This is a genomic window from Frischella japonica (genome assembly GCF_014489845.1).
Lineage (GTDB): Bacteria > Pseudomonadota > Gammaproteobacteria > Enterobacterales > Orbaceae > Frischella > Frischella japonica.
Genome location: NZ_JABURY010000006.1, coordinates 85,044 through 106,088, shown reverse-complemented (window position 1 = coordinate 106,088; position 21,045 = coordinate 85,044). Strand labels below are relative to the sequence as shown.

21 protein-coding genes and 6 tRNA genes are annotated in these 21,045 nt (G+C 33.1%); 12 read left to right on the top strand and 15 right to left on the bottom strand.

The annotated features are described in order from the left end of the window. Positions 1–92: 92 nt before the first annotated feature. Together mltG and alr are read right to left on the bottom strand one after the other, a co-directional pair. Positions 93–1,112 (bottom strand): endolytic transglycosylase MltG, encoded by a 1,020-nt coding sequence (gene mltG / locus FcAc13_RS01920; RefSeq protein ID WP_187754508.1) that lies wholly within the window; start codon positions 1,110–1,112, stop codon positions 93–95. 18 nt (positions 1,113–1,130) lie between these two features. Next, positions 1,131–2,243: an alanine racemase gene (gene alr / locus FcAc13_RS01915; protein ID WP_187754507.1), complete on the bottom strand. Its 1,113-nt coding sequence runs from the start codon at positions 2,241–2,243 to the stop codon at positions 1,131–1,133. Positions 2,244–2,416: 173 nt separating this feature from the next. On the opposite strand from alr, the gene FcAc13_RS01910 reads away from it, so the two are divergent. Then, positions 2,417–3,595: an aminotransferase-like domain-containing protein gene (locus tag FcAc13_RS01910; protein WP_187754506.1), complete on the top strand. Its 1,179-nt coding sequence runs from the start codon at positions 2,417–2,419 to the stop codon at positions 3,593–3,595. Between the two features lie 79 nt (positions 3,596–3,674). Here FcAc13_RS01910 and copM read toward each other — a convergent pair whose 3' ends face one another. The 4 genes from copM to FcAc13_RS01890 all read right to left on the bottom strand — a co-directional run bounded on the left by copM (position 3,675) and on the right by FcAc13_RS01890 (position 7,610). Beyond that, on the bottom strand, positions 3,675–3,962 hold the full coding sequence (copM, locus tag FcAc13_RS01905) for a CopM family metallochaperone (RefSeq protein WP_246415076.1): 288 nt from the start codon (positions 3,960–3,962) through the stop codon (positions 3,675–3,677). A gap of 370 nt (positions 3,963–4,332) precedes the next feature. Continuing rightward, positions 4,333–5,154 carry a hypothetical protein gene (locus FcAc13_RS01900; RefSeq protein ID WP_187754504.1) on the bottom strand — a complete coding sequence of 274 codons (822 nt, stop codon included), beginning with the start codon at positions 5,152–5,154 and terminating at the stop codon, positions 4,333–4,335. Positions 5,155–5,379: 225 nt separating this feature from the next. Further along, positions 5,380–7,014 carry a phosphoglucomutase (alpha-D-glucose-1,6-bisphosphate-dependent) gene (pgm, locus tag FcAc13_RS01895; RefSeq protein ID WP_187754503.1) on the bottom strand — a complete coding sequence of 545 codons (1,635 nt, stop codon included), beginning with the start codon at positions 7,012–7,014 and terminating at the stop codon, positions 5,380–5,382. A gap of 86 nt (positions 7,015–7,100) precedes the next feature. Continuing rightward, the gene (locus FcAc13_RS01890) at positions 7,101–7,610 is read right to left on the bottom strand and encodes a replication initiation regulator SeqA (protein WP_187754502.1); all 510 of its coding nucleotides are present in this window, start codon (positions 7,608–7,610) and stop codon (positions 7,101–7,103) included. Between the two features lie 655 nt (positions 7,611–8,265). Here FcAc13_RS01890 and FcAc13_RS01885 point away from each other — a divergent pair. Continuing rightward, positions 8,266–8,748 carry a glycine zipper 2TM domain-containing protein gene (locus FcAc13_RS01885; RefSeq protein ID WP_187754501.1) on the top strand — a complete coding sequence of 161 codons (483 nt, stop codon included), beginning with the start codon at positions 8,266–8,268 and terminating at the stop codon, positions 8,746–8,748. Between the two features lie 17 nt (positions 8,749–8,765). Beyond that, positions 8,766–9,173 (top strand): lactoylglutathione lyase, encoded by a 408-nt coding sequence (gene gloA / locus FcAc13_RS01880; RefSeq protein WP_187754500.1) that lies wholly within the window; start codon positions 8,766–8,768, stop codon positions 9,171–9,173. Positions 9,174–9,268: 95 nt separating this feature from the next. On the opposite strand, the gene FcAc13_RS01875 is transcribed toward gloA, so the two are convergent. From FcAc13_RS01875 to moaC, 4 genes are all read right to left on the bottom strand, one after another. Continuing rightward, positions 9,269–9,997 carry a Bax inhibitor-1/YccA family protein gene (locus FcAc13_RS01875; protein WP_187754499.1) on the bottom strand — a complete coding sequence of 243 codons (729 nt, stop codon included), beginning with the start codon at positions 9,995–9,997 and terminating at the stop codon, positions 9,269–9,271. Positions 9,998–10,071: 74 nt separating this feature from the next. Next, the gene (locus FcAc13_RS01870) at positions 10,072–10,521 is read right to left on the bottom strand and encodes a molybdenum cofactor biosynthesis protein MoaE (protein WP_187754498.1); all 450 of its coding nucleotides are present in this window, start codon (positions 10,519–10,521) and stop codon (positions 10,072–10,074) included. A gap of 4 nt (positions 10,522–10,525) precedes the next feature. Continuing rightward, the gene (gene moaD, locus FcAc13_RS01865; RefSeq protein WP_187754497.1) at positions 10,526–10,771 is read right to left on the bottom strand and encodes a molybdopterin synthase sulfur carrier subunit; all 246 of its coding nucleotides are present in this window, start codon (positions 10,769–10,771) and stop codon (positions 10,526–10,528) included. Then, the gene (gene moaC, locus FcAc13_RS01860; protein ID WP_187754496.1) at positions 10,764–11,270 is read right to left on the bottom strand and encodes a cyclic pyranopterin monophosphate synthase MoaC; all 507 of its coding nucleotides are present in this window, start codon (positions 11,268–11,270) and stop codon (positions 10,764–10,766) included. Before moaC ends, moaD begins: the two co-directional genes overlap by 8 nt. A 347-nt stretch (positions 11,271–11,617) precedes the next feature. On the opposite strand from moaC, the gene FcAc13_RS01855 reads away from it, so the two are divergent. The 8 genes from FcAc13_RS01855 (at position 11,618) to FcAc13_RS01820 (ending at position 14,655) form a co-directional block, all read left to right on the top strand. Beyond that, positions 11,618–12,247 carry a TIGR04211 family SH3 domain-containing protein gene (locus tag FcAc13_RS01855; RefSeq protein WP_187754495.1) on the top strand — a complete coding sequence of 210 codons (630 nt, stop codon included), beginning with the start codon at positions 11,618–11,620 and terminating at the stop codon, positions 12,245–12,247. Between the two features lie 9 nt (positions 12,248–12,256). After that, a complete protein-coding gene (locus tag FcAc13_RS01850; protein ID WP_187754494.1) occupies positions 12,257–13,438 on the top strand; it encodes a multifunctional CCA addition/repair protein in 1,182 nt (393 codons plus the stop codon). Positions 13,439–13,563: 125 nt separating this feature from the next. Continuing rightward, a tRNA-Met gene (locus FcAc13_RS01845) sits at positions 13,564–13,640 on the top strand. Positions 13,641–13,657: 17 nt separating this feature from the next. Continuing rightward, positions 13,658–13,742: transfer RNA gene (locus tag FcAc13_RS01840), tRNA-Leu, on the top strand. 20 nt (positions 13,743–13,762) lie between these two features. After that, positions 13,763–13,837: transfer RNA gene (locus FcAc13_RS01835), tRNA-Gln, on the top strand. A 239-nt stretch (positions 13,838–14,076) separates the two neighbouring features. Continuing rightward, positions 14,077–14,151: transfer RNA gene (locus FcAc13_RS01830), tRNA-Gln, on the top strand. A gap of 335 nt (positions 14,152–14,486) precedes the next feature. Next, a tRNA-Leu gene (locus tag FcAc13_RS01825) sits at positions 14,487–14,572 on the top strand. Positions 14,573–14,580: 8 nt separating this feature from the next. Continuing rightward, positions 14,581–14,655, top strand: a tRNA-Gln gene (locus tag FcAc13_RS01820). Between the two features lie 868 nt (positions 14,656–15,523). Here the strand turns inward: FcAc13_RS01820 and rfaC are convergent. The 5 genes from rfaC to FcAc13_RS01795 form a co-directional block, all read right to left on the bottom strand. Then, entirely contained in the window at positions 15,524–16,495 is a 972-nt protein-coding gene (rfaC, locus tag FcAc13_RS01815; protein ID WP_187754493.1) for a lipopolysaccharide heptosyltransferase RfaC, read from the bottom strand. Beyond that, the gene (rfaF, locus tag FcAc13_RS01810) at positions 16,496–17,557 is read right to left on the bottom strand and encodes an ADP-heptose--LPS heptosyltransferase RfaF (RefSeq protein WP_187754492.1); all 1,062 of its coding nucleotides are present in this window, start codon (positions 17,555–17,557) and stop codon (positions 16,496–16,498) included. It lies immediately after the preceding gene. 21 nt (positions 17,558–17,578) lie between these two features. Then, the gene (gene rfaD, locus FcAc13_RS01805) at positions 17,579–18,511 is read right to left on the bottom strand and encodes an ADP-glyceromanno-heptose 6-epimerase (RefSeq protein WP_187754491.1); all 933 of its coding nucleotides are present in this window, start codon (positions 18,509–18,511) and stop codon (positions 17,579–17,581) included. Between the two features lie 97 nt (positions 18,512–18,608). Then, complete coding sequence (locus tag FcAc13_RS01800) at positions 18,609–19,370, bottom strand: methyltransferase domain-containing protein (protein ID WP_187754490.1); 762 nt, start codon at positions 19,368–19,370, stop codon at positions 18,609–18,611. Between the two features lie 12 nt (positions 19,371–19,382). Continuing rightward, complete coding sequence (locus FcAc13_RS01795; RefSeq protein ID WP_187754489.1) at positions 19,383–20,129, bottom strand: 1-acylglycerol-3-phosphate O-acyltransferase; 747 nt, start codon at positions 20,127–20,129, stop codon at positions 19,383–19,385. Positions 20,130–20,248: 119 nt separating this feature from the next. Here FcAc13_RS01795 and mnmC2 point away from each other — a divergent pair, with 119 nt between their 5' ends. Further along, the gene (gene mnmC2, locus FcAc13_RS01790) at positions 20,249–20,959 is read left to right on the top strand and encodes a tRNA (5-methylaminomethyl-2-thiouridine)(34)-methyltransferase MnmC2 (protein WP_187754488.1); all 711 of its coding nucleotides are present in this window, start codon (positions 20,249–20,251) and stop codon (positions 20,957–20,959) included. Positions 20,960–21,045 lie beyond the last annotated feature (86 nt).

Sequence of the window (21,045 nt, the reverse complement as noted above, 5' to 3'; positions counted from 1 at the left end):
GAATGGTTAATATCGCTAATTCAAATGCTTAAACTGTCCTATTACGATTGTATATATTGAGTGATTTAGATATTTATTTAATTATTACTGCTTTAACGACTCCGCATTAATCGCCAGTAATTTTCGACAGCTTTTTTATGAGAGGTATAATCAGTCGAAAATGTATGCCCACCAAGACCATCGGCAACAAAATACAAATAATCTGTTTGGTCTGGATGAGCTGCTGCTTCTAAGGATGCTTTCCCCGGCATAGCGATTGGTGTTGGTGGTAGTCCTGAGATGATGTAAGTATTATAAGGATTGGTTTTATCACGCAAATCTTTCGTAAGGATTTGTCCATTGTAGTTATCTCCCATACCATAAATAATGGTGGGGTCAGTTTGTAATAACATTCGTTTTTTCAACCGATTAATAAACACTGAAGCAACCTTACTGCGTTCACTATCAAGTCCGGTCTCTTTCTCGATAATTGAAGCCATAATTAATAACTCATATGGGCTTTTATAGGGTAAATCTTCGGCACGGTTTTCCCAAATATCCTCTAGTACCATTTGCATTTTGAGATAAGCCCGTTTAATTAAATCAATATCTGAAGAATTTATGGTGTAACTATAGGTATCAGGAAAAAGCCAGCCTTCTAAGGGGGTATCTAGCTTTAATTGCTGAGCAATTTCCAAAGGGGTAAGCTCAGCCAACTGATGTTCAATATAGTTAGTGTTTTTCAAAACCAGTAACCAATCTTTAAACGTTTTCCCTTCAATTAACTTTACGTTAAATTGTGCTTCTTTACCACTATTAAGTAATTGCAGAAATTGTTTCAAATTCATTGATTCTGTTAATTGATAAGTACCCGATTTTATATTCTTTAATGACGGGTTCATTTTAAGTAAATAAGGTAGTAAGAAAGCATCTTTAATTAAAGCTTGTTGCTCAAGTTGATTAGCTAATTGATTTATCGATGTGCCACGTTTTAAGGTAAATAGATTATTATCGGAATTAAATTGTATTGGTTGTTGAAAAAAATGGTTAACATACCAACACCCTGTTGCGACTACCGTTAACAAAGAAACAATAAATATTATTAAACAACAAGTAATTATTTTAGCTTTCATACTTAGTCATAATGTAAGTTAATCAACATAACGAAGTTTAGCCCGTTCAGTAATACGGGTAAGTAATTCATACGCACTCATCCCTGAATAGGCCGCAATTTTTTCAACGGGTAGCGCTTCATTCCCCCAAAATATCACTTCATCGCCAGCTTGGTCATCGCTATTTAAACCTAAATCGATTAAGATCATATCCATAGAGACTCTTCCAACAATTGGAACTAAGCGGCCATTTATCCATACAGGTGTGCCAGGTAAAATATCCCGAGGATAACCATCACCATACCCCATAGCCACAACACCTAGACATGTATCTTGTTCACTTCTCCAGATTTGACCATATCCTACAGCCTCATTCTTGTTATGTTCGCGTATTGTGATAATTTCTGATTTGAAGGTCATCACAGGCCTCAAACCTAATTGCATTCCCGTCGCTTTACCATCTTCATTATAGTCGAATGGAGAAACACCATATAGTGCAATACCCGGTCGAATCACATCTCGGTGCGATTCTGACCATGCTAAAATGCCACCAGAAGCAGCAATCGTCTGTTTTCCTAGCAATGATGAATCATCTATCTGATCGATAAACCGATCAAATAAAGAGATTTGCGTCATAGTTTCGTTAGCTGTTAAATTGTCAGCACTACAAAAATGACTAATTATATTGATCGGTTTTTTTACTGCTTCGCAACATGCGAGTTGTTTAAAGTAATCAACAGCCTGATCAATACGAAAACCTAATCGATGCATACCCGTATCAATCTTAAACCAACAGGAAATTGACATAGTTTTAGGTAACCGCGCTAATGCATCGATTTGTTGCGAACAATGGATGACTGTCTCCAAGCCGTATTGTTGTAATAGGCTCGGATCATCATGCAAAAAAAATCCTTCTAATAAAACAATCGGTGATTGAATTCCTTTTTTCCGTAAGTCAATCCCTTCCTCTAATCGGGCAACGCCAAAATAATCAACATAATTATCTAATAAAATAGCAACTTTTTCCTTACCGTGCGAATAAGCATTTGCTTTCACAATTGCCATGATCTGACTAGTAGGGCAAATTTTTCTTAAATAAGCTACATTATTTAATAACGCGGTTAAACTGACTTCAATTGTCGCAACTGACATACCTTCCTCAATTACATCACTTTTTGCTCGGTTAATAGCATGATGAAACAAAACCGATTATTATGATGAAATTATCTTGTTTAATTAACTATTCTAATTTCTGTTTTTCATAATGACAAACAAATTTACAAGTATTATATTTATTATTTTACATAATAAAAATTAGGTATTTTATGTCACCTACAATATGGCAATTTTCTAAACGTGCAATCACATTAAAAAGTTCAGCAATTCGTGAAATTCTTAAAGTCACTGAACGTCCAGACGTTATCTCTTTTGCTGGTGGACTACCTTCACCAAGTTCGTTTCCTGTTAAGAAAATTAAACAAGCCGTTGATGATATTTTCAATAGTGAAGATGCATTGCATGCTCTACAATATGGACCAACCGAGGGTTACCAGCCACTACGGACATGGATTATTGATACTATTAATCATCGTGAAAAGCTACAATTAACCGTTGATAATGTATTGATCGTTACCGGATCGCAACAAGCATTAGACCTACTGGGGAAAGCATTAATTGATCATGGTACGAAAATATTAGTTGAAACACCAACCTATTTAGGTGGTCTACAAACATTTACCCAATACGATCCCCAATACATTGCGATTGACAGCGATAGATATGGATTGAATCCTGATTTACTAACCGATGAAGATGCACGAACAGCAAGCTTTTTATATACTATTCCTAATTTTCAAAATCCTACAGGGCGTCGTTTATCATTAGCTCGTCGCCAAAAACTTGCTGAGAAAGCCATTAAAAATGCTTTATTATTAGTCGAAGATGATCCTTATGGCGAATTGGATTATCAAGGTCAACGCTTACCAAGCTTGATCAGTTACGCACCAAATAATACTGTTTATTTAGGATCATTTTCGAAAATTTTAGCACCTGGTATGCGGTTAGGCTACATAATTGGCCCCACTGCATTGATTAGTAAACTTGTGCAATTAAAACAAGCAGCAGATTTGCATACTCCAAGTTTTACACAATATATTGCTTATGAAGTCATAAAAGATGGCTATCTATTAGAACATATTCCTAATATTCGTAAGTTATATCAACATCGTTGCCAATTTATGTTACAGCAACTTGAAAAATATATGCCTAAAACGGTACATTGGAATAAACCAGAAGGTGGAATGTTTATCTGGGTAGAATTACCAGAGCATATCAATACCACTGAATTATTAACACTAGCAGTCAATCACCAAGTTGCTTTTGTTCCTGGTGAAAGCTTTTTTGCTAATAACCCAAAAAGAAACTATTTACGTTTAGCGTTTGTAACCGTATCAGAAGAACAAATTGAACAAGGAATTAAAACATTAGCATCGCTAATTAAATAATATATGTTTTTTCAATTAAACGAAATTAAAAGTCATCAATACTGATGACTTTAAACTAACGCATTAAATCAATTAAATATTACTTATCTTTATGAGTCTCAAGCCATTGTTTCATTAACGCAATTTCTTTTTCTTGCGATTTTATAATTTCTTCTGCTAACGCTTTAGTTTTAGGATCTTTACCATACTTCAATTCTATTTTTGCCATATCAATAGCACCTTGATGATGTGGAATCATGCCTTTAATAAATGCAATATCAGGATTATGGTTTTTTATACCATCCATCATTGGTTTATGCATTTTATCCATTGCAGCCATATAATCAGACATCATTGGGTTAGTCTGTTCATTATGCATTGATTTCATAATTGTCTCCTTATTTGCCATGGCGTTGTGTGTTGTACATAAAACGAATAAAACTGAACAAGTGATTAACACGAATTTCTTCATTTAAAACTCCTTTATTGTGAACAAATATTATTTATTCAGTTTAACCATTTTTTGCTTAGGAATCTTCTATTAATCAATTTAACATTTTGAAAAATAAAGATTTTTTATTATTTGTTTTACTAAGGAAGCTAAATGGATGATCTTTTTGTTACATAAAAGTTATCAAGGGAGAAGAGTAAAAACATTTATTAACGAATAAATAATTAATACAAATAGTGACATTTGCGCTATTATTGCTACCTATAACACTCAGTAAATAGTATTATGCAATGTTGTTTTCTAATGATTACCAATATTCTATTGTTCTACTATAAATCACTGTCTGTGAATGCATTTTTTCAATTTTAGTTTGCCAGTTGCCTAATCGGTCAAAATCATAGTAATTAAAATGGCTGAAAATTTTTTCTGCAGGTTTATTAATGGTCTGATAATCATCTTCTTCATTACACTGAATTAAGCGTTGTTGTTGATCATATTGAAAATTTAATTTAACCTTTGTTCGATTACCATACTCATCAGTTATAAAATATTGATAATGACTAAGCTGGCTATTTTGATCAAACTGATAATCAATATTTAATTGCTCATTTTTAGGGAAAATCATATAACTAAAATTTACCCAAATACCAGAATGCTTATTTAAAGGGAAAACGTGTTGTGCCATATTTTGTTCATATGCCATTCCTTCAGACATCATCACCATACTTATATGATCATTTTTTAGGGTATAAACACTATTATCAATCTCTAACGTATTTAAAGTTTGTTTACGTTGCCATTGGCCATCTGCAATATTTATCAACGTAGTAATCATCGTGTTTTGATTATGGCTCAGATCATTTTTTTCATCTTTAATTACAGATACTTGATAATAATTAATTAATAAACCATCTTTGGTATATTCCGCAATCGTTTTACCCTGACTATGGTCAGTACTTTTTGCGATAGATAAAGTTACTTTTTTTACTTTTGAGTGTGGAGTAAAAACTTGAACATCATCATTTTCGAGCAATAAATTTATTTGTTGATTAGTCAACAAATTAGCATTAGCACCGCTAATAAATAAACAACCTAATGCTATCAGTGAATGACTTAATTTAGCCAACATTTGTTATCCAATAATAAGTGAATTGAAATGATTTTCCGTGAAAAACGATAAGTTTGTTTTGAGAGGTAAAATATTACAAATCATCAATTTCAATTGAAACCTGAATAAGTTTCTACTATCTAAAACTACTATTACATAATCAATAATATAAAAATTGACCACAATAACAACGATATCATTAGAGCAATTTATTTATTGCTCTAATGATATATAACTTGAGCATAATTAATTGATGACCTGTGAAACGATACATTGGGCTTCGTGTTGAATATCAATCAAATGTTGTTGGCTAATAAAACTTTCAGCATAAATTTTATAAGCATCTTCGGTACCTGATGGACGAGCAGCAAACCAACCGTTTTCTGTTATCACTTTTAACCCACCAATTGAAACATCATTTGCTAGTGCAGTGGTTAAACATTGTTCAATTTTTTCACCAGCTAAAGTATCTGTTGTTAACTGACTGGCATCAAGTTTAGCTAATTTCACTTTTTCAGCATAGGTAGCTGACGCTTGAATTCGTCCATAATAAGATTGCCCCAATTTTTGTTCAAGATCAAAATATTGGTTTTGTGGATTTTTACCCAATTTAGCCGTCATTTCAGCAGCTAACAAACATAAAATAATGCCATCTTTATCAGTAGTCCAAACTTGGCCATTTTTTCTTAAAAATGATGCTCCGGCACTTTCTTCGCATGCAAATCCAAGACTACCATTAAATAATCCGTTCGCGTACCATTTGAAACCAACTGGAAACTCTAATAAATTTCTTTGTAAAATTTTGCTAACACGATCTATCATTGAACTAGTAACCAATGTTTTACCAATAGCGATTTGGTTAGCCCACAATGGTCGATGATTAAATAAATAATTAACGCAGGTTGCCAAATAGGCATTTGGCTTCATCAAACCTTGTGAGGTGACAATACCATGACGATCAAAATCGGTATCATTGCCAAATGCCAAATCATATTTATCTTTTAAGTTGATTAAGCCGGCCATTGCGTATGCGCTGGAACAATCCATACGAATAATGCCATCATAATCTAAATGCATGAAACCAAATCTTGGATCGATTTTTTGATTAACGATATCCAGATTTAATCTATATTTTTCAGCAATCCTTGACCAATAACTAATTCCAGCACCACCTAACGGATCAACACCAATATGCAATTGGGCATTACGAATTATTTCAAAATCCACTATATTGGTTAAATCATTAACATATTCATCTTCATACTGTTTAAAATGAATATAACCTGAGTTTAATGCATTAGTTAAAGAAAGTCGTTTGACCTCTGCTAAATGATGTTTTAATAGCTCATTAGCTCTTGCTTCAATAATAGACGTTGCCGTGGTATCGGCTGGACCACCATTAATTGAATTATATTTAATGCCACCATCTTCTGGTGGATTATGTGATGGCGTAATGACGACACCATCAGCTAAATGTTGTTTTCTAGATTGATTATAAACAATAATGGCATGGGAAATAACTGGTGTAGGTGTATACCCCCAATCTTTAGCTACCACACTTTCAATTTGATTGGCAGCAAAAACTTCAAGAACCGTTTTTAATGCAGGATCTGACAATGCATGAGTATCTTTACCAATAAAGCAAGGACCATCAATATGATACTTTTTTCGATAATCGGCGATTGCTTGTGCTATGGCTAAAATATGATTTTCATTAAATGTTGCTTTGTTAGCGCTGCCTCTATGACCAGAGGTGCCAAAAATGACACGTTGACTAGGTTCATAAATATCCGGCTGAATTTGATAGTAATGACTTAATAAATTATCAATATCAATCAAATCGCTATCATCTGCAAGTTGACCTGCTCTTTCCTGAATCATATCATTATCTACCTTGTATTATACTCAATCAAAAATTTTTGTTGTTTGATCTGAATTCAATTAACGTAAATACTTTCCTGAAAAAATCACTTCAACACAAATTGGGTTTTAACCTGATTTATAATTTCCTCAGAGATTTCCATATTTCTCATTAATGATTCCATAATAAAAATTTTTCTAGCTGTATTACTATTTGTTACTACCATATAAGGCGTATTTGGTATGGATTTAGGTTTCGTATTTTTCCCTGATTTTAATAATGTCGCTTCATCTTTAGCTAAATAACGTCTTTTACTTCCATGTAATGAAGTTGCAGCAACAGAAAACATACTTTTATCTAATAAATATAAGGTAGAAAGAATGATTAAAAAACGATTAACTAATTTTTTTTCTGCTAAAAAATTTTCACTTTTTAATAAAGTGACTAATGACGTTGCAGCATTCTTCGATTGCGCCGTATGAGCAAGATTCATCTTATTATCTTTAGACTTAATAGCCAGTAAGCGTCGCAATATACTGGATGCACTCTCACCAATGTGTAAGGTTTGGCTAGCGATGTATTGATAAAGTTCATCATCGATTTCGATGGTCTTCATATCATATTCCTTTTAAGTTCCTATCTATAAATAATAAATAAATAGTAATAAGTTTAATAAATTTTACACCCTTGAACGACAATAGATTGAAGCGCGGAATGTGAATTGGTTGAAACATTTTCATCACAATCATCAAGTTCATTTGTTTCAACTTTATCAGAAGAATAATTATTTTGTGAGTGATTTAGCTTATCGCATCCCATTAACGTAAATAACATAAAAGTAACAAAACAATATTTTATTAATTTACTCATATTGGTAAAACACAAATTAATTAATTGATAATAGTATTATTGTAACATCTTTTTAGCTAAAGATAAAAAATCACATGATTCTTTATAGGAAATTATTAAAGTAACAGCTTATATTTACATCATGTTAGTGATATAATTCCCATATGATTCCAATTTTTTAATCGTCATCACCGTTTTTTACTTTAAAACGATACCTTAAGCTGGCATTTAGATTGAAATAACCACATAAAAGCCAAAATGGCAATTTTTTCTTGTTCTATTCTGTCAATATAGAGGGCTTACTAATTGATTCAAAATAACAATATTATTTGTAAGGTTTTAATAATATTATTAATAGTTTCAATTACTTACAGTTAAAGTGTTACAATATTTTTGGGTTTAATTAGATGAGGTACTGAGTTGTGAAAAAATTAATGACATTTACTTGTTTAGCCTTAATGTTAACTGCTTGTCAAAATAGTGATATTTATTCAGGTGATGTCTACACAGCTGATCAAGCAAAGCAAGTGCAGCAAATAGATTATGGGAAAGTTGTGTCAGCCCGTCCAGTAAAAATCCAAACTAATGCTTCTAACGGTTCGTCAAATAGTGTTATTGGTTCAGTTGGTGGAGCAATTATTGGTGGATTTATCGGTAATACTATCGGTAGCGGAACAGGTAATAAGTTGGCCATTGCTAGTGGAGCAATTGGCGGTGCCCTTCTTGGCAATAAAGCTCAAGATTTAGCTAGCCAAACCAATGCAGTAGAACTGGTAATTCTTCGTGACAGCGGAGATACAATTCTTATAGTACAAAAAGCAACCGCAAATCAATTCCATGTTGGACAACAAGTTCGTATAGTGACTAATGGAAAACAAATCAGTGTTGCACCGCGTATAAACTAAAAAAATAAGGATTAATCATGCGTATATTACACACTATGATACGAGTTGGCGATTTGCAGCGTTCGATTAATTTTTATACCCAAATACTGGGTATGAAATTATTAAGAACGAGTGAAAATCCTGAATATCAATATTCATTGGCGTTTGTTGGCTATGATGATGAAGCTCATAGTTCAGTAATTGAATTAACTTACAATTGGGGAACAGAGCAATATGATCATGGTAATGCATTTGGCCATATTGCTTTAGGGGTTAATAATGTAGCCGAAACGTGTCAAAACATCAAATTAGCAGGTGGTAATGTAACGCGTGAAGCCGGACCGGTTAAGGGAGGAACCACGGTAATTGCATTTGTAGAAGATCCTGACGGTTATAAAATCGAATTAATTCAAAATAATCAAGCCAACCAAGCATTAGGCAATTAATTCATTAAGCAAAACGCGAATCAATATAAAAATTCACGAAAATAAAAAGGGTCATTATGACCCTTTTATTATTAAAGCTTTATGATACCAAGTGTTTATCGTCGATCACCTAAGATTCTTAATAACATAATAAATAAGTTAATGAAATCAAGATACAATGTTAATGAACCCAAAATCACAAAACGTCTAAATACATTGCTATCTTCACTAGAAACATTCATACCAAACTCTTTTAATTTTTGCGTGTCGTAAGCTGTCAATCCCGCGAAAATAAATACCGAAATATAAGTAATTGCCCACATCATTGGCGCGCTTTTCATAAAGAAATTCGCAATTGATGCAATGACAATACCAACGAGCCCCATAAATAAGAAGCGACCTATTGCCGAAAGGTCACGTTTAGTGCTATAACCATAAAACGATAATGCGCCAAACATACCGGCGGTAATAAAGAAAACACTCGCAATCGATGATGATGTATACGTTATGAAAATAGGCATGAGGGATAACCCATTCAGAACAGAAAATAAGCAAAACAAACCTGTTGCCATACTTCCAGATAAGCGATTAATCATACCAGATAAAGCAAATACTAATCCAAATTCAGCAATCAATAAAAACCATGAAAAACCACTTAAGGATTTACCACCTAAGCCTGTGTTAAATAACAGATAGTCCATTTGCTGACTTGATAATGCATACCACGCAACTAATCCTGACAAAACTAGACCAACAGTCATCCAACCATAAACATGACTCATATAGGTTTGAACCCGAGTACCTACCTGTTCAACGATTGAATCATTACCATAATAATTATTCATATTTTCACATCCTCTTCAAAAAATTTATACTGCAAGTGCTGTATGAATGAGTCATATTATATATTAAATATAGGTTAATACCATTTTTTCAAGCTATCTCTATCCGATTTTTTTGCTTCAACCCAAGATTCTTCATACAACGTTTTTTCTTTTTTCCATAATGGGACATCATTTTTTAACTTATCCATAATGAATTGTGTTGACATAAAGGCTTCAAGGCGATGCAAACTACTGACCCCAACAAAAACAATCAGTTCATTAGCCAAAATATGACCAATCCGATGCACAATAATCGCACGGTTAATCTGCCAGCGTTGACGAGCTTCATCCATTATCTTTACCATTACGGTTTCAGTCATACCATGATAATGTTCAAGATATAGTGACTGAACTTTTTCTTGTTCGGATCTTACTTTACCAGTAAAAGTAACGATCGCACCATCTATAGGAGATTGTGACAACCAATCATAATATTTATTTATTTTAATTGGGGTCGCATCGATTATCACTAGGTTCTCATTCATAAATCTATCCTCCCGTTACTGGGGGAAAGAAAGCGACTTCATCACCATTATCAATTAAATGCGTATCATCAACTAATATTTGATTCACTGCACATAAACAACTTTTTTCTGTTAATGCATAATACCAATTATCACCTCTAGCACTGAGCAGATCGCGAAGTTCTAAAACGGTGAGAGATGATTGTTGGAACTCACACGATGGTACTCCAATCAGTTCTCGAGTTTGACCAAAGAATAGAATTTTAATCATGACAATTAAAATCTCCTGATTTTCCTCCGGTTTTAGAGATTAATTTAATTTGTGATATTACCATATCCTTTTGTACAGCCTTACACATATCATAAATTGTCAAAGCTGCGGTTGAAGCGGCAACCAAAGCTTCCATTTCCACGCCAGTCTGTCCATTTAATTTGCACAAAGAGCGAATAATCACTTGCGAATTTTTTTGATCCACTTGAATATCAACATCAATTTTACTGAGTAACAAGGGATGACATAGAGGAATAATATCCCAAGTTCGCTTAGCAGCTTGGATACCTGCAATTCTTGCTACAGCAAAAACATCACCTTTATGGTGTTTACCCGTGATGATCATAGACAGTGTATCGGAATGCATTTGAATAATTGCTTGTGCAATAGCTTGTCGGGTTGAAACTGTTTTTTCTGTGACATCCACCATATTTGCTTCACCTTGAGCATTGATATGGCTAAAGGCTGTTTGCCTATTTTTATTTTCTATAGAAGACATACTTTATCTTATTGTTCGATCGGTACGTTAAGATAACAAAATAAAACGTTATTGAAAATACAACATCAATAATATCTGTGACCATAAAAACCACCAAAACGGGATTATTTTTCAATCTATCATTTCAATATCAGCATAAAATATCTTATCAATTCATCATAATACATGATTAATTAACAAAAAATATCAATAAACTATAGATTATTTTTTCTAAAAAAATTTTTTTATTCATATAATTATGTAAATAATTACCCGGTTATTTCTCTGTAAAATGATATCAAAGCGCAGATAGAAAAAATTTATGTTATAATTTTTAACGCCACTAACATAAAATATAGAAAAAAATCATGAATAAAAAATTAATATTGACCTTAGCAATACTAGTTACTATTCCAATTACAATTCCTTCTTTTTCTGCCTTGGCTGATGACAAATATATTACTGATAATATATCGGTTTACGTAAGAAGAGGTCCGGGAACTCGATATGGTTTGACAGGTTCATTAAAAGCGGGTGATAAAGTTACAATATTAGATACAAGTGAAGATGGTACCTTTACTAAGATAAAAGATGATAAAAATCGTATCGCTTGGATTGAATCAGAGTTATTAACTAGTACACCAAGTGCAAAAATAAGATTACCTCAATTTGAACAACAAATTGAAATATTGAAAGAACAAATAGCCAACTCAGATCAAGAAAAACAAAGCGTTATTGATGACTATAGTAAACAGCTTACTATTGCCCAAAATAGAGTTAATGAATTAGAAAAAGTAAAAATTTCATTAGAAACGCAATTAGCAGAAAACATAACAAAATTAGAAAACTTAAATAGAGAAATAGACGAAAGCAGTCAAAATATTATGTTAACCTGGTTTACACGAGGTGGATTAGTTGCTGGTTCGGGTTTATTTCTCGGTTTGATATTACCTTATCTTATACCTAAACGTCGTAAAAGAGATCGCTGGATGAATTAAGGAGTTTCAATGAAAAAATATCTTGTCGGTGGAGCGGTAAGAGATTTAATACTTAATCAACCAGTTATTGATCAAGATTGGGTGATCGTTGGGGCTAAAGCACAAGATCTATTAAACTTAGGTTTTAATCAAGTTGGTAAAGATTTTCCGGTTTTTTTACATCCAGAAACTCAAGAAGAGTATGCCCTCGCCCGTACCGAAAGGAAATCGGGTAAAGGTTATAAAGGTTTTGTCTTTGATTTTAATGAAAATATCACGCTTGAACAAGATTTAGAACGACGCGATCTGACCATCAATGCTATCGCTATGGATGAAAATAATCAATTCATCGATCCATTTAATGGTATAGCCGATATTAATCAGCGCGTGTTACGTCATATTTCACCAGCATTTGCTGAAGATCCATTACGCGTGTTGAGAGTTGCACGATTTGCTGCTCGGTTTCATCATCTAGGTTTTACCATTGCACCAGAAACGATGCAACTTATGCAATCAATTGTTGAACAAGGTGAAATTGAAACCTTAACCGTAGAGCGAGTATGGTTGGAAACTGAAAAAGCTTTAAAAACAAAAAATCCGCAAATTTTCTTTTCTGTATTAAAAAAATGCCATGCATTGCATATTCTATTTCCAGAAATTGCGAGATTATTTACTCAATCATTGCACCAACAAAATTTAGGGCAATTAACATTCAACACGCTTAAATACACCAGCCAAATGACAAATGATCCTGTAACCCGTTTTGCTGCGCTATGTTGTCATATTAACGCAATTATTCAGCAGGCTGATATTCCGTCAAGAGCGTTAACAACATTAGATCAACTATATAACAGGTTTAAAATTCCAACAATATATAAGAAAATAGCCAATATTGCGAATCGATATTATCGACTTGTTGATAATATCGAGCTACTATCTGCAGCTGAAGTTGTTGATTTATTAAATCATATTGACGTTTGGCGCAATCCACAACACTTACAGCAGTTACTTTTTGTCTGTTATGCAAATGCAAAAGCAACATACAATGATGATAAATTAATCTATCAACCTAAAAATATCCTTGAAAAAGCTTATCAAATCACTAAAGCAGTATCAATACAAGCAATCATCGCGCAAGGTTTTGTCGGTAAAGGTATTCAAATAGAATTAAACCACCGTCGAATTCAAGCATTAATAAGTCTTAAAAACTAGAATTTGTTTATATCTCAAACAATCAAACCTAAAATTGTCATTATATGTAAAAAAATAGTTGACGATTTTGTTTAAGACAAGCATAATGCGCCTCGCAGTGTTGCTTACGACGTTGCGAATGAAATGGCTACGTAGCTCAGTTGGTTAGAGCACATCACTCATAATGATGGGGTCACAGGTTCGAATCCCGTCGTAGCCACCATTAAATTTTGATTAAATGCGGGTGTGGCGAAATTGGTAGACGCACCAGATTTAGGTTCTGGCGCCGCGAGGCGTGGGGGTTCAAGTCCCTTCACCCGCACCATTTAATTATAATTTCCCTTTTGGGGTATAGCCAAGCGGTAAGGCAGCGGGTTTTGATCCCGCCACGCCCAGGTTCGAATCCTGGTACCCCAGCCATAATTTTATGCGCATTTGATGAATTTCAGTTCTTTGATAAGGCAGATAATTTGTTATCTTTGTTCTTATTAAGAATTTAAATATAATTGGAATTAAACCACACCTTGGGTGCATCTAATATTTACTATTTCCATCAACGCTTAAACAAATATGGTTCATAATTGGAAGATGAATTGAGTGGTCTATAAAAATTCATATGGTTTTTCGTTAAATAATACATTTAATTACAATTTCCCTATTGGGGTATAGCCAAGCGGTAAGGCAGCGGGTTTTGATCCCGCCATGCCCAGGTTCGAATCCTGGTACCCCAGCCATTTTTAAGTCTTTAGTATCACCTTTTTACCCAACACGCTGTATACATACTTATATCGTACTAAGATAAAAGAACATTGGTTTTTAATAAATTGTATCGAGCAACGTTTTGAGTGTTACATTAGCAATCTTTTCACAAAAACAGATATATGACATGATAGGTTATATCTTGTGCTTCATCATCCATTTATGTCACATATATTCGTGACTTATTCATTTATATGTCATCTAATAATGAAGCTCTCTCGTTTAATGAGTAAAAATACTTACTTGAGATTAATTTATAAATTGAGCGGTTGATAAAGTAAAAATTAAGTATCATAATAGCCAACATTAAGCGGGTATGGCGGAATTGGTAGACGCGCTAGATTCAGGTTCTAGTTCCGATGAGGTGTGCGAGTTCAAATCTCACTACCCGCACCATCTAATTTTGGGGTATAGCCAAGCGGTAAGGCAGTGGATTCTGATTCCACCATTCCAAGGTTCGAATCCTTGTACCCCAGCCATTTTCAATTCTTTATTATCCCTTTTTTATCAGTACTATAAACATATCTATGTCATATTACAGGAAAACCTTGATTCATGAACAAAACATTTGTAATTTCATTTCAAAAGAAGAAATTCATCCAATAAAACCTATTTAAGATTACAATTAAATAGCTATTCCAGTTTATTATTATCTGTTCGATTACTTATATCGAGAAATTTACTGCATATAGATTATTTGTTTTAAGTTTTTAAGCAATTCAATAAAGCGGGACTTTTGGAAAAAGGATTATCTTTATTTGTTTAACTAAAATAGTGAGTAACATCACATACCATTTAGCTAAAAAGGCTAGAAATAATTTTCCGAAATTTGTACTAAGAGCTATCTTTGTTATGTGATATTAATCGCCCAGTTAATATTTACTAATATTATAAAATTTAGAAGAATATATTTTAATTAAAATAAAGAATTAATATTTATTTAAGAACATTAAACAAAAATAAAGTTGAATTATTTCTATAAAAAATTAAACTTTAATATCTTATTCTACTAATTTGTTAACTTGATCTGAATTTTATTTTACATATTGATGAATATATTTTACCAAGATTTAATCAGATTTATATTCCATGAAAATTAAGAAATGTGGAAATTTCGCTAGCGAATCCACTTTTAAAATAGATTGTAATTTAAACTTTGATAAACAATACGTTGATGATTTTACAATTAATTTATTAAATAATATAAAAATATTTTCGATTTTACTTGATTAGCTAAATCGATTTTGCTAATCTATATGCGAGTTGTATTCCTACTGTAGTTCTTACCCGATAATCTTTTTAGGTTATCGGGATTTTTTATATCTAATTTTAAGATTTCTAACAATATTAAGTAATCAATGCTCTAATTCTGTTATAAATATTGTCAGCTAAAATAGTTTTCATTTGTTGATCATTTGAAATAACACAATATTGATTTTTGCCATATCCACCAATTAATTTAGGATCCGTTGGACCATATAACGTCACATTCGGTCTATCTAAAGCTGCTGTTAAATGACTTAATCCGGTATCAACTGATACCACTACCTTTGCTCCAGCTAATACATTGGCAACTTCAGCTAGTGTGAGCTTTGGCAGTACTTCAACATTCGAAAATCCTTCAGCCAGACGTAATGAACGTTGATATTCTGGTTCACTTCCCCATGGTAACTTAATCTTATAACCATCTGCAGCAACCAATTTAATTAAATCACGCCACCGTTCCTCTGTCCAATGTTTATCATCACGGGTTGTAGAGTGTAAAAACACCAAATATTGTTGATTATCTAATGGTAAATTGTTAAGAAAATGCTGAGCAATCGCATAATCTCCTTTATCATTAGTCAATTGATAACCTAAACTTTGTGCAAAAAGTAACCTGACGCGTTCGACTGCATGTAAATTTTTAGCTACTGCATGTTTTACATCATAAAACCAACTTGCTATCGGTTCACGTGCACTTTTTCGATCTAACCCATGCTTAATCCCGTTTGCTTTACGCGTAATTAAAAAAGCACTTTTTATTAATCCCTGAGCATCAATCACTACATCATAGGTATTTTGGCTAAGGTGTTCATAAAACTGTTGTCTTTCCGCCCTTATATCTCGAGTAAACCATGCTTTTCGCCATCTTCTAATTGCTACGGGAATTACATGATCCACTGCAAAATGCCAACTGGGGATTTGTGCAAAATTCTCTTCGACAACCCAATCAAATCTAATACCAGGAATAAGATTGCTTGCATCTGTCAAAGCAGGCAAAGTGTGCAAAACATCACCCATAGACGATGTTTTAACGATTAAAACACGTTTCACCATTTATGATTCCTGTATAGTCGACGATTCAGTAAATTTAGCTAATAATTGCATCAATGACTCAAATACCTGTTGTGGTTGAATATCAATCAAACTTTGATGATATCCTTCTTGCGCATCCCCTCTACGAATTTTGTGATAACCTGTAATTAATCGAATTATCGCCACTTTATCAGATAAAGGGGGAGTAAAATCAGGGCTACTTGGACCATAAAGAGCCACAAGAGGTCTATTTAATGCAGCCGCAATATGCATCAACCCTGAATCATTAGTGATTATCGCTTTACAACCAGCAATTAGATTAACTGCTTGCTCAAGCGTTGTTGAGCCAGCTAAATTAATACATGATTTAGAATATGTCATTTGCCGAATAATAGCATCTCCGACTTGTTTATCTTTTTCAGAACCAAAAATCACTATTTTAGCGCCTTGTTGAACTAACATATCAGCTAAAGCGGCATAATGATAATCAGGCCAACGCTTTGCTGGACCAAATTCGGCACCCGGACAAAAACCAATTAAAGGCATTTGATTACTGATATTAAATGCTTGTTGTGTAACGAGAATATCTGACAATTCTACTGATAATTTTGGATAAAGCAGTGGCTGTGGTAAATCACAAGCGCGTTTTATATCTTTTTTGGGATATGCTAAAGCGATATAACGTTCAACCATTAAAGGAAAAGCTTGTTTATTTAATGAACGTATATCATTAAGTAAACCATAGCGCATTTCCCCTTTCCACCCCGTACGTTTGGCAATTCCGGCAAAAAATGGAATTAACGCTGATTTTAACGAATTTGGTAATACAATCGCTTGATCATAATGTTGATCTCGCAAAGATTTACCTAATTGATAACGCTGTTTTAAAGCCAATTCTCCATGTCCTATTGGCATGGCAATGGTTTGATTAACTTCTGGCATTTTATTTAATAGTGGTCGGCACCACGCTGGTGCCATAACATCTATTTCGATTTCCGGACAACGTACTTTCAAGGTACGATAAAGGCTTTGTGACATCATCATGTCACCCACCCATGAAGGTCCAATAATTAAGGTTTTCATCAATTTACTCTGTAGACTCAATTAATCTATATAATTATTTAACCATTGCATATACTCTGCAGTACCTTCTGCCACTGTTTTGAATTCAATTGGGCAACCGGTTGCTCTGAATTTAGTTAAATCAGCTTGTGTAAAAGTTTGATAACGACCTTTTAAATGCTCAGGAAAAGGGATGTATTCAATAACTTGACTTTCATGATAATTTAACACAGCATCCGCAACTGCTTGGAAAGATTCTGCATGTCCAGTACCACAGTTAAAGATCCCTGATTTATTATGCTGCCAAAACCAAAGGTTAACGGCGACCACATCTTCGACATAAATAAAGTCACGTTTAAAATTTTCACTACCTTCAAATAATTTTGGTGTTTCACCTTTCTTTAATTGACTATCTAAATGGAATGCCACGCTTGCCATATTCCCTTTGTGTTGTTCACGTGGTCCATAAACATTAAAGTATCGGAAACCACAAACCTGTGATTTTGCCTTTGGTAGAATCGTTCTAACATATTGATCAAACAAAAATTTCGAATACCCATAAACATTTAACGGTTTTTCAAACTGTCTATCTTCAACGAAATTATCATTACATCCACCGTAAGTGGCAGCTGAAGAGGCATACAAAAATGGAATTCGATTATCCAAACAGTAATGCAGCAAATCTTTGGAATAATTATAATTATTTTCCATCATAAATTTACCATTCCATTCGGTGGTTGATGAACAAGCCCCTTGGTGAAAAACGACGTCAATATTTAAATCTTCACCACTTACAATTAAACCTATAAATTCATCTTTATCCATATAATCAGCAATATCTAAATCAACCAAATTGACGAATTTAGTGCCATCAGTTAAATCATCAACGACTAAAATATCAGTTCGACCAAGTGCATTTAACCCTTTAATAATATTACTGCCAATAAAACCTGCTCCGCCCGTTACTACGATCATAATGATTACCTTATATAAAAAAATTATTAATATAATAGCGACTAATGAGTATTTTGCATAATCTATTAAGTTATTTAACGTTCTACATTATTTAACTTTACTGTGCTATAACATGGATATATCTCGCCAGCTGTAAATATGGTTCTTGCCGACAGAATTTTTTTTCTAATTCCAAAAGTTCATTAAAGCGATTTTGTTGTTTCGATTTATCAAGCATATAATCATGAAAAACCCGAATACCTGTTTTTTCAAGAATTCGTAGACTAAATTCACTTAACCACTGATAAACCTCATCAGGATTTCTTGGATAATCAGGCGATAGCGTTTTCTTTTTGCGCTTATTTAATCCCATTTGCACGTAACCAAAATTACCTAATGTCACTGTTCTAAATAACAGTCCATGTAAATTATAAAACATTAATGATAAAAATCCCGATGGCTTAAGTAGCTGTTTTAATGCATAAATTAAACCTTTACCGTTATTTACCCATTCTAATACAGCATGACAAATCACAATATCATAAGATTGCGCAAATTCTGCCGGTAAATCCTGAATTGCCTTATTAAGATAATTAAGGGTAACAAATTGTGTTTGAGCATGATTTTTTGCGACTTCAAGCATTTGTGCTGAAATATCACAAATCGTCACATCATGTCCCAATTTAGCTAATTTACAAGCAATTTGACCTTGCCCTCCTCCAGCATCTAAAATAGTGAGTTTTTGTTGTTTAGGAAAAAGGGCTAATATTTTTTCAATATCTTGCCAAACAATGATCTCTCGAATTTTGCCTTTAGTTGTACCATAAATGTTTTGGGCAAATTTATCAGTAATATCATCAAAATTACGATCTGTATCCATGAGTATTTTCTTTTATATATTATCTTTGAACTTTTTTTGGTTTAATTGCTTAACTTCATCATTTAATTGCTGTATTTTATCCGCCATGATTTGATAACAATGATCCATTAATCCTTTAACATCTTCTTTTGTCAACTCTTTCGTTTCAATAGGATCCATCATTTCAACAATGATATAACCATTATTCCAACGATTTAATTTAATCTTTGTCGTATCTGAAATACAAATCGGGATAATAGGGACTTTTGCAGCAATCGCTGTTCTAAATGCTCCAGTCTTAAAAGGCAATAACCCTCGTCCACGACTACGTGTACCTTCTGGAAACATCCAGATTGAAATATCTTTTTTATTCATTATGTCGACAATTTGAGATAATGTATCACGTGCTTTGGATTTGTTATCACGATCGAGCAAAATATTCCCGGTTAAATAATATAATTGTCCGAAGAAAGGAATCCACGCTAAACTTTTTTTGCCGACAGTTACCGTTTTATATTGGACAACATCCCCTGCTGCTAAAACATCGAAATTATTTTGATGATTAGCAATATAGACGCTACTTCCTAAATTTTTAACTGCTTTAGATTGTCGAGTAATTACTTTAATACCAAATAATGGCGTTAATACCACACCAAAAATATGGGCAAACCGTGCGACATTAGTTGGATTACGTGGGTTAAATAAACAAAATAGAATACCAAAAATACAAATTAGCAGCCCTAAAGCAACAACTGCAACAAGCCTCAACAGAAAAATCATAATTTACCTCTCGAATTATCGTGAATTATTATATACTCATCACACTTATAGATGCACGTAAATCAATTACCCTATTGTTTATTATGAGATTTGCATGTCTAAATTGAATAAAAATTGTTATGAATAATCAAAATATTTTTTGGAATATAAATAATACCCCTGTGTCCATCCACTTTAATGATATCTATTTTAACAACGATAACGCTATTGCAGAAACTGACTATGTTTTTATCAAAGGCAATCAATTGATGCAACGCTTCATCGAATTTGATCAACCTATTTTTACTGTGGCTGAAACAGGGTTTGGTTCTGGGTTAAACTTCTTGGTATTGTGGCAACAATTTTTACAATTTAAACAACATTATCCAAATCATATTTTAAAACAGATACATTTTTATAGCATTGAAAAATATCCTTTATCCCTCTTGGACATGCGTAAAATCCATCAGCAAATTATTTGTGATAACACTCTTAATATACTAGCTGGAAAACTACAACAATTTTGGCCCACACCTATTCACCAATTTGATACTATTAAATTACATCTTTTATTTGATGATATTGACCAGTATGCACATTTCTTAAACAAACACAATGTACTGATTGATGCTTGGTTTTTCGATGGATTTTCGCCTAACAAAAATCCTGCTATGTGGTCAGAATCACTATTTAAACAACTCTTTCCACTAACCCAACTGGGAGGAACGTTCGCCACATTTACCGCATCTGGTCAGGTAAGACGGAATCTAATCAATGCTGGATTTACCATTAAGAAGATTAAAGGCTATGGCAAAAAGCGAGAAATGTTAATCGGCTTAAGAGAATTTTAAATATCCTTTATCTTAAAGATCACAATTATTAAATTTTATTTAAATAAATCATAACATTGCGATAAATTTAGACAATCTAGTTGAGC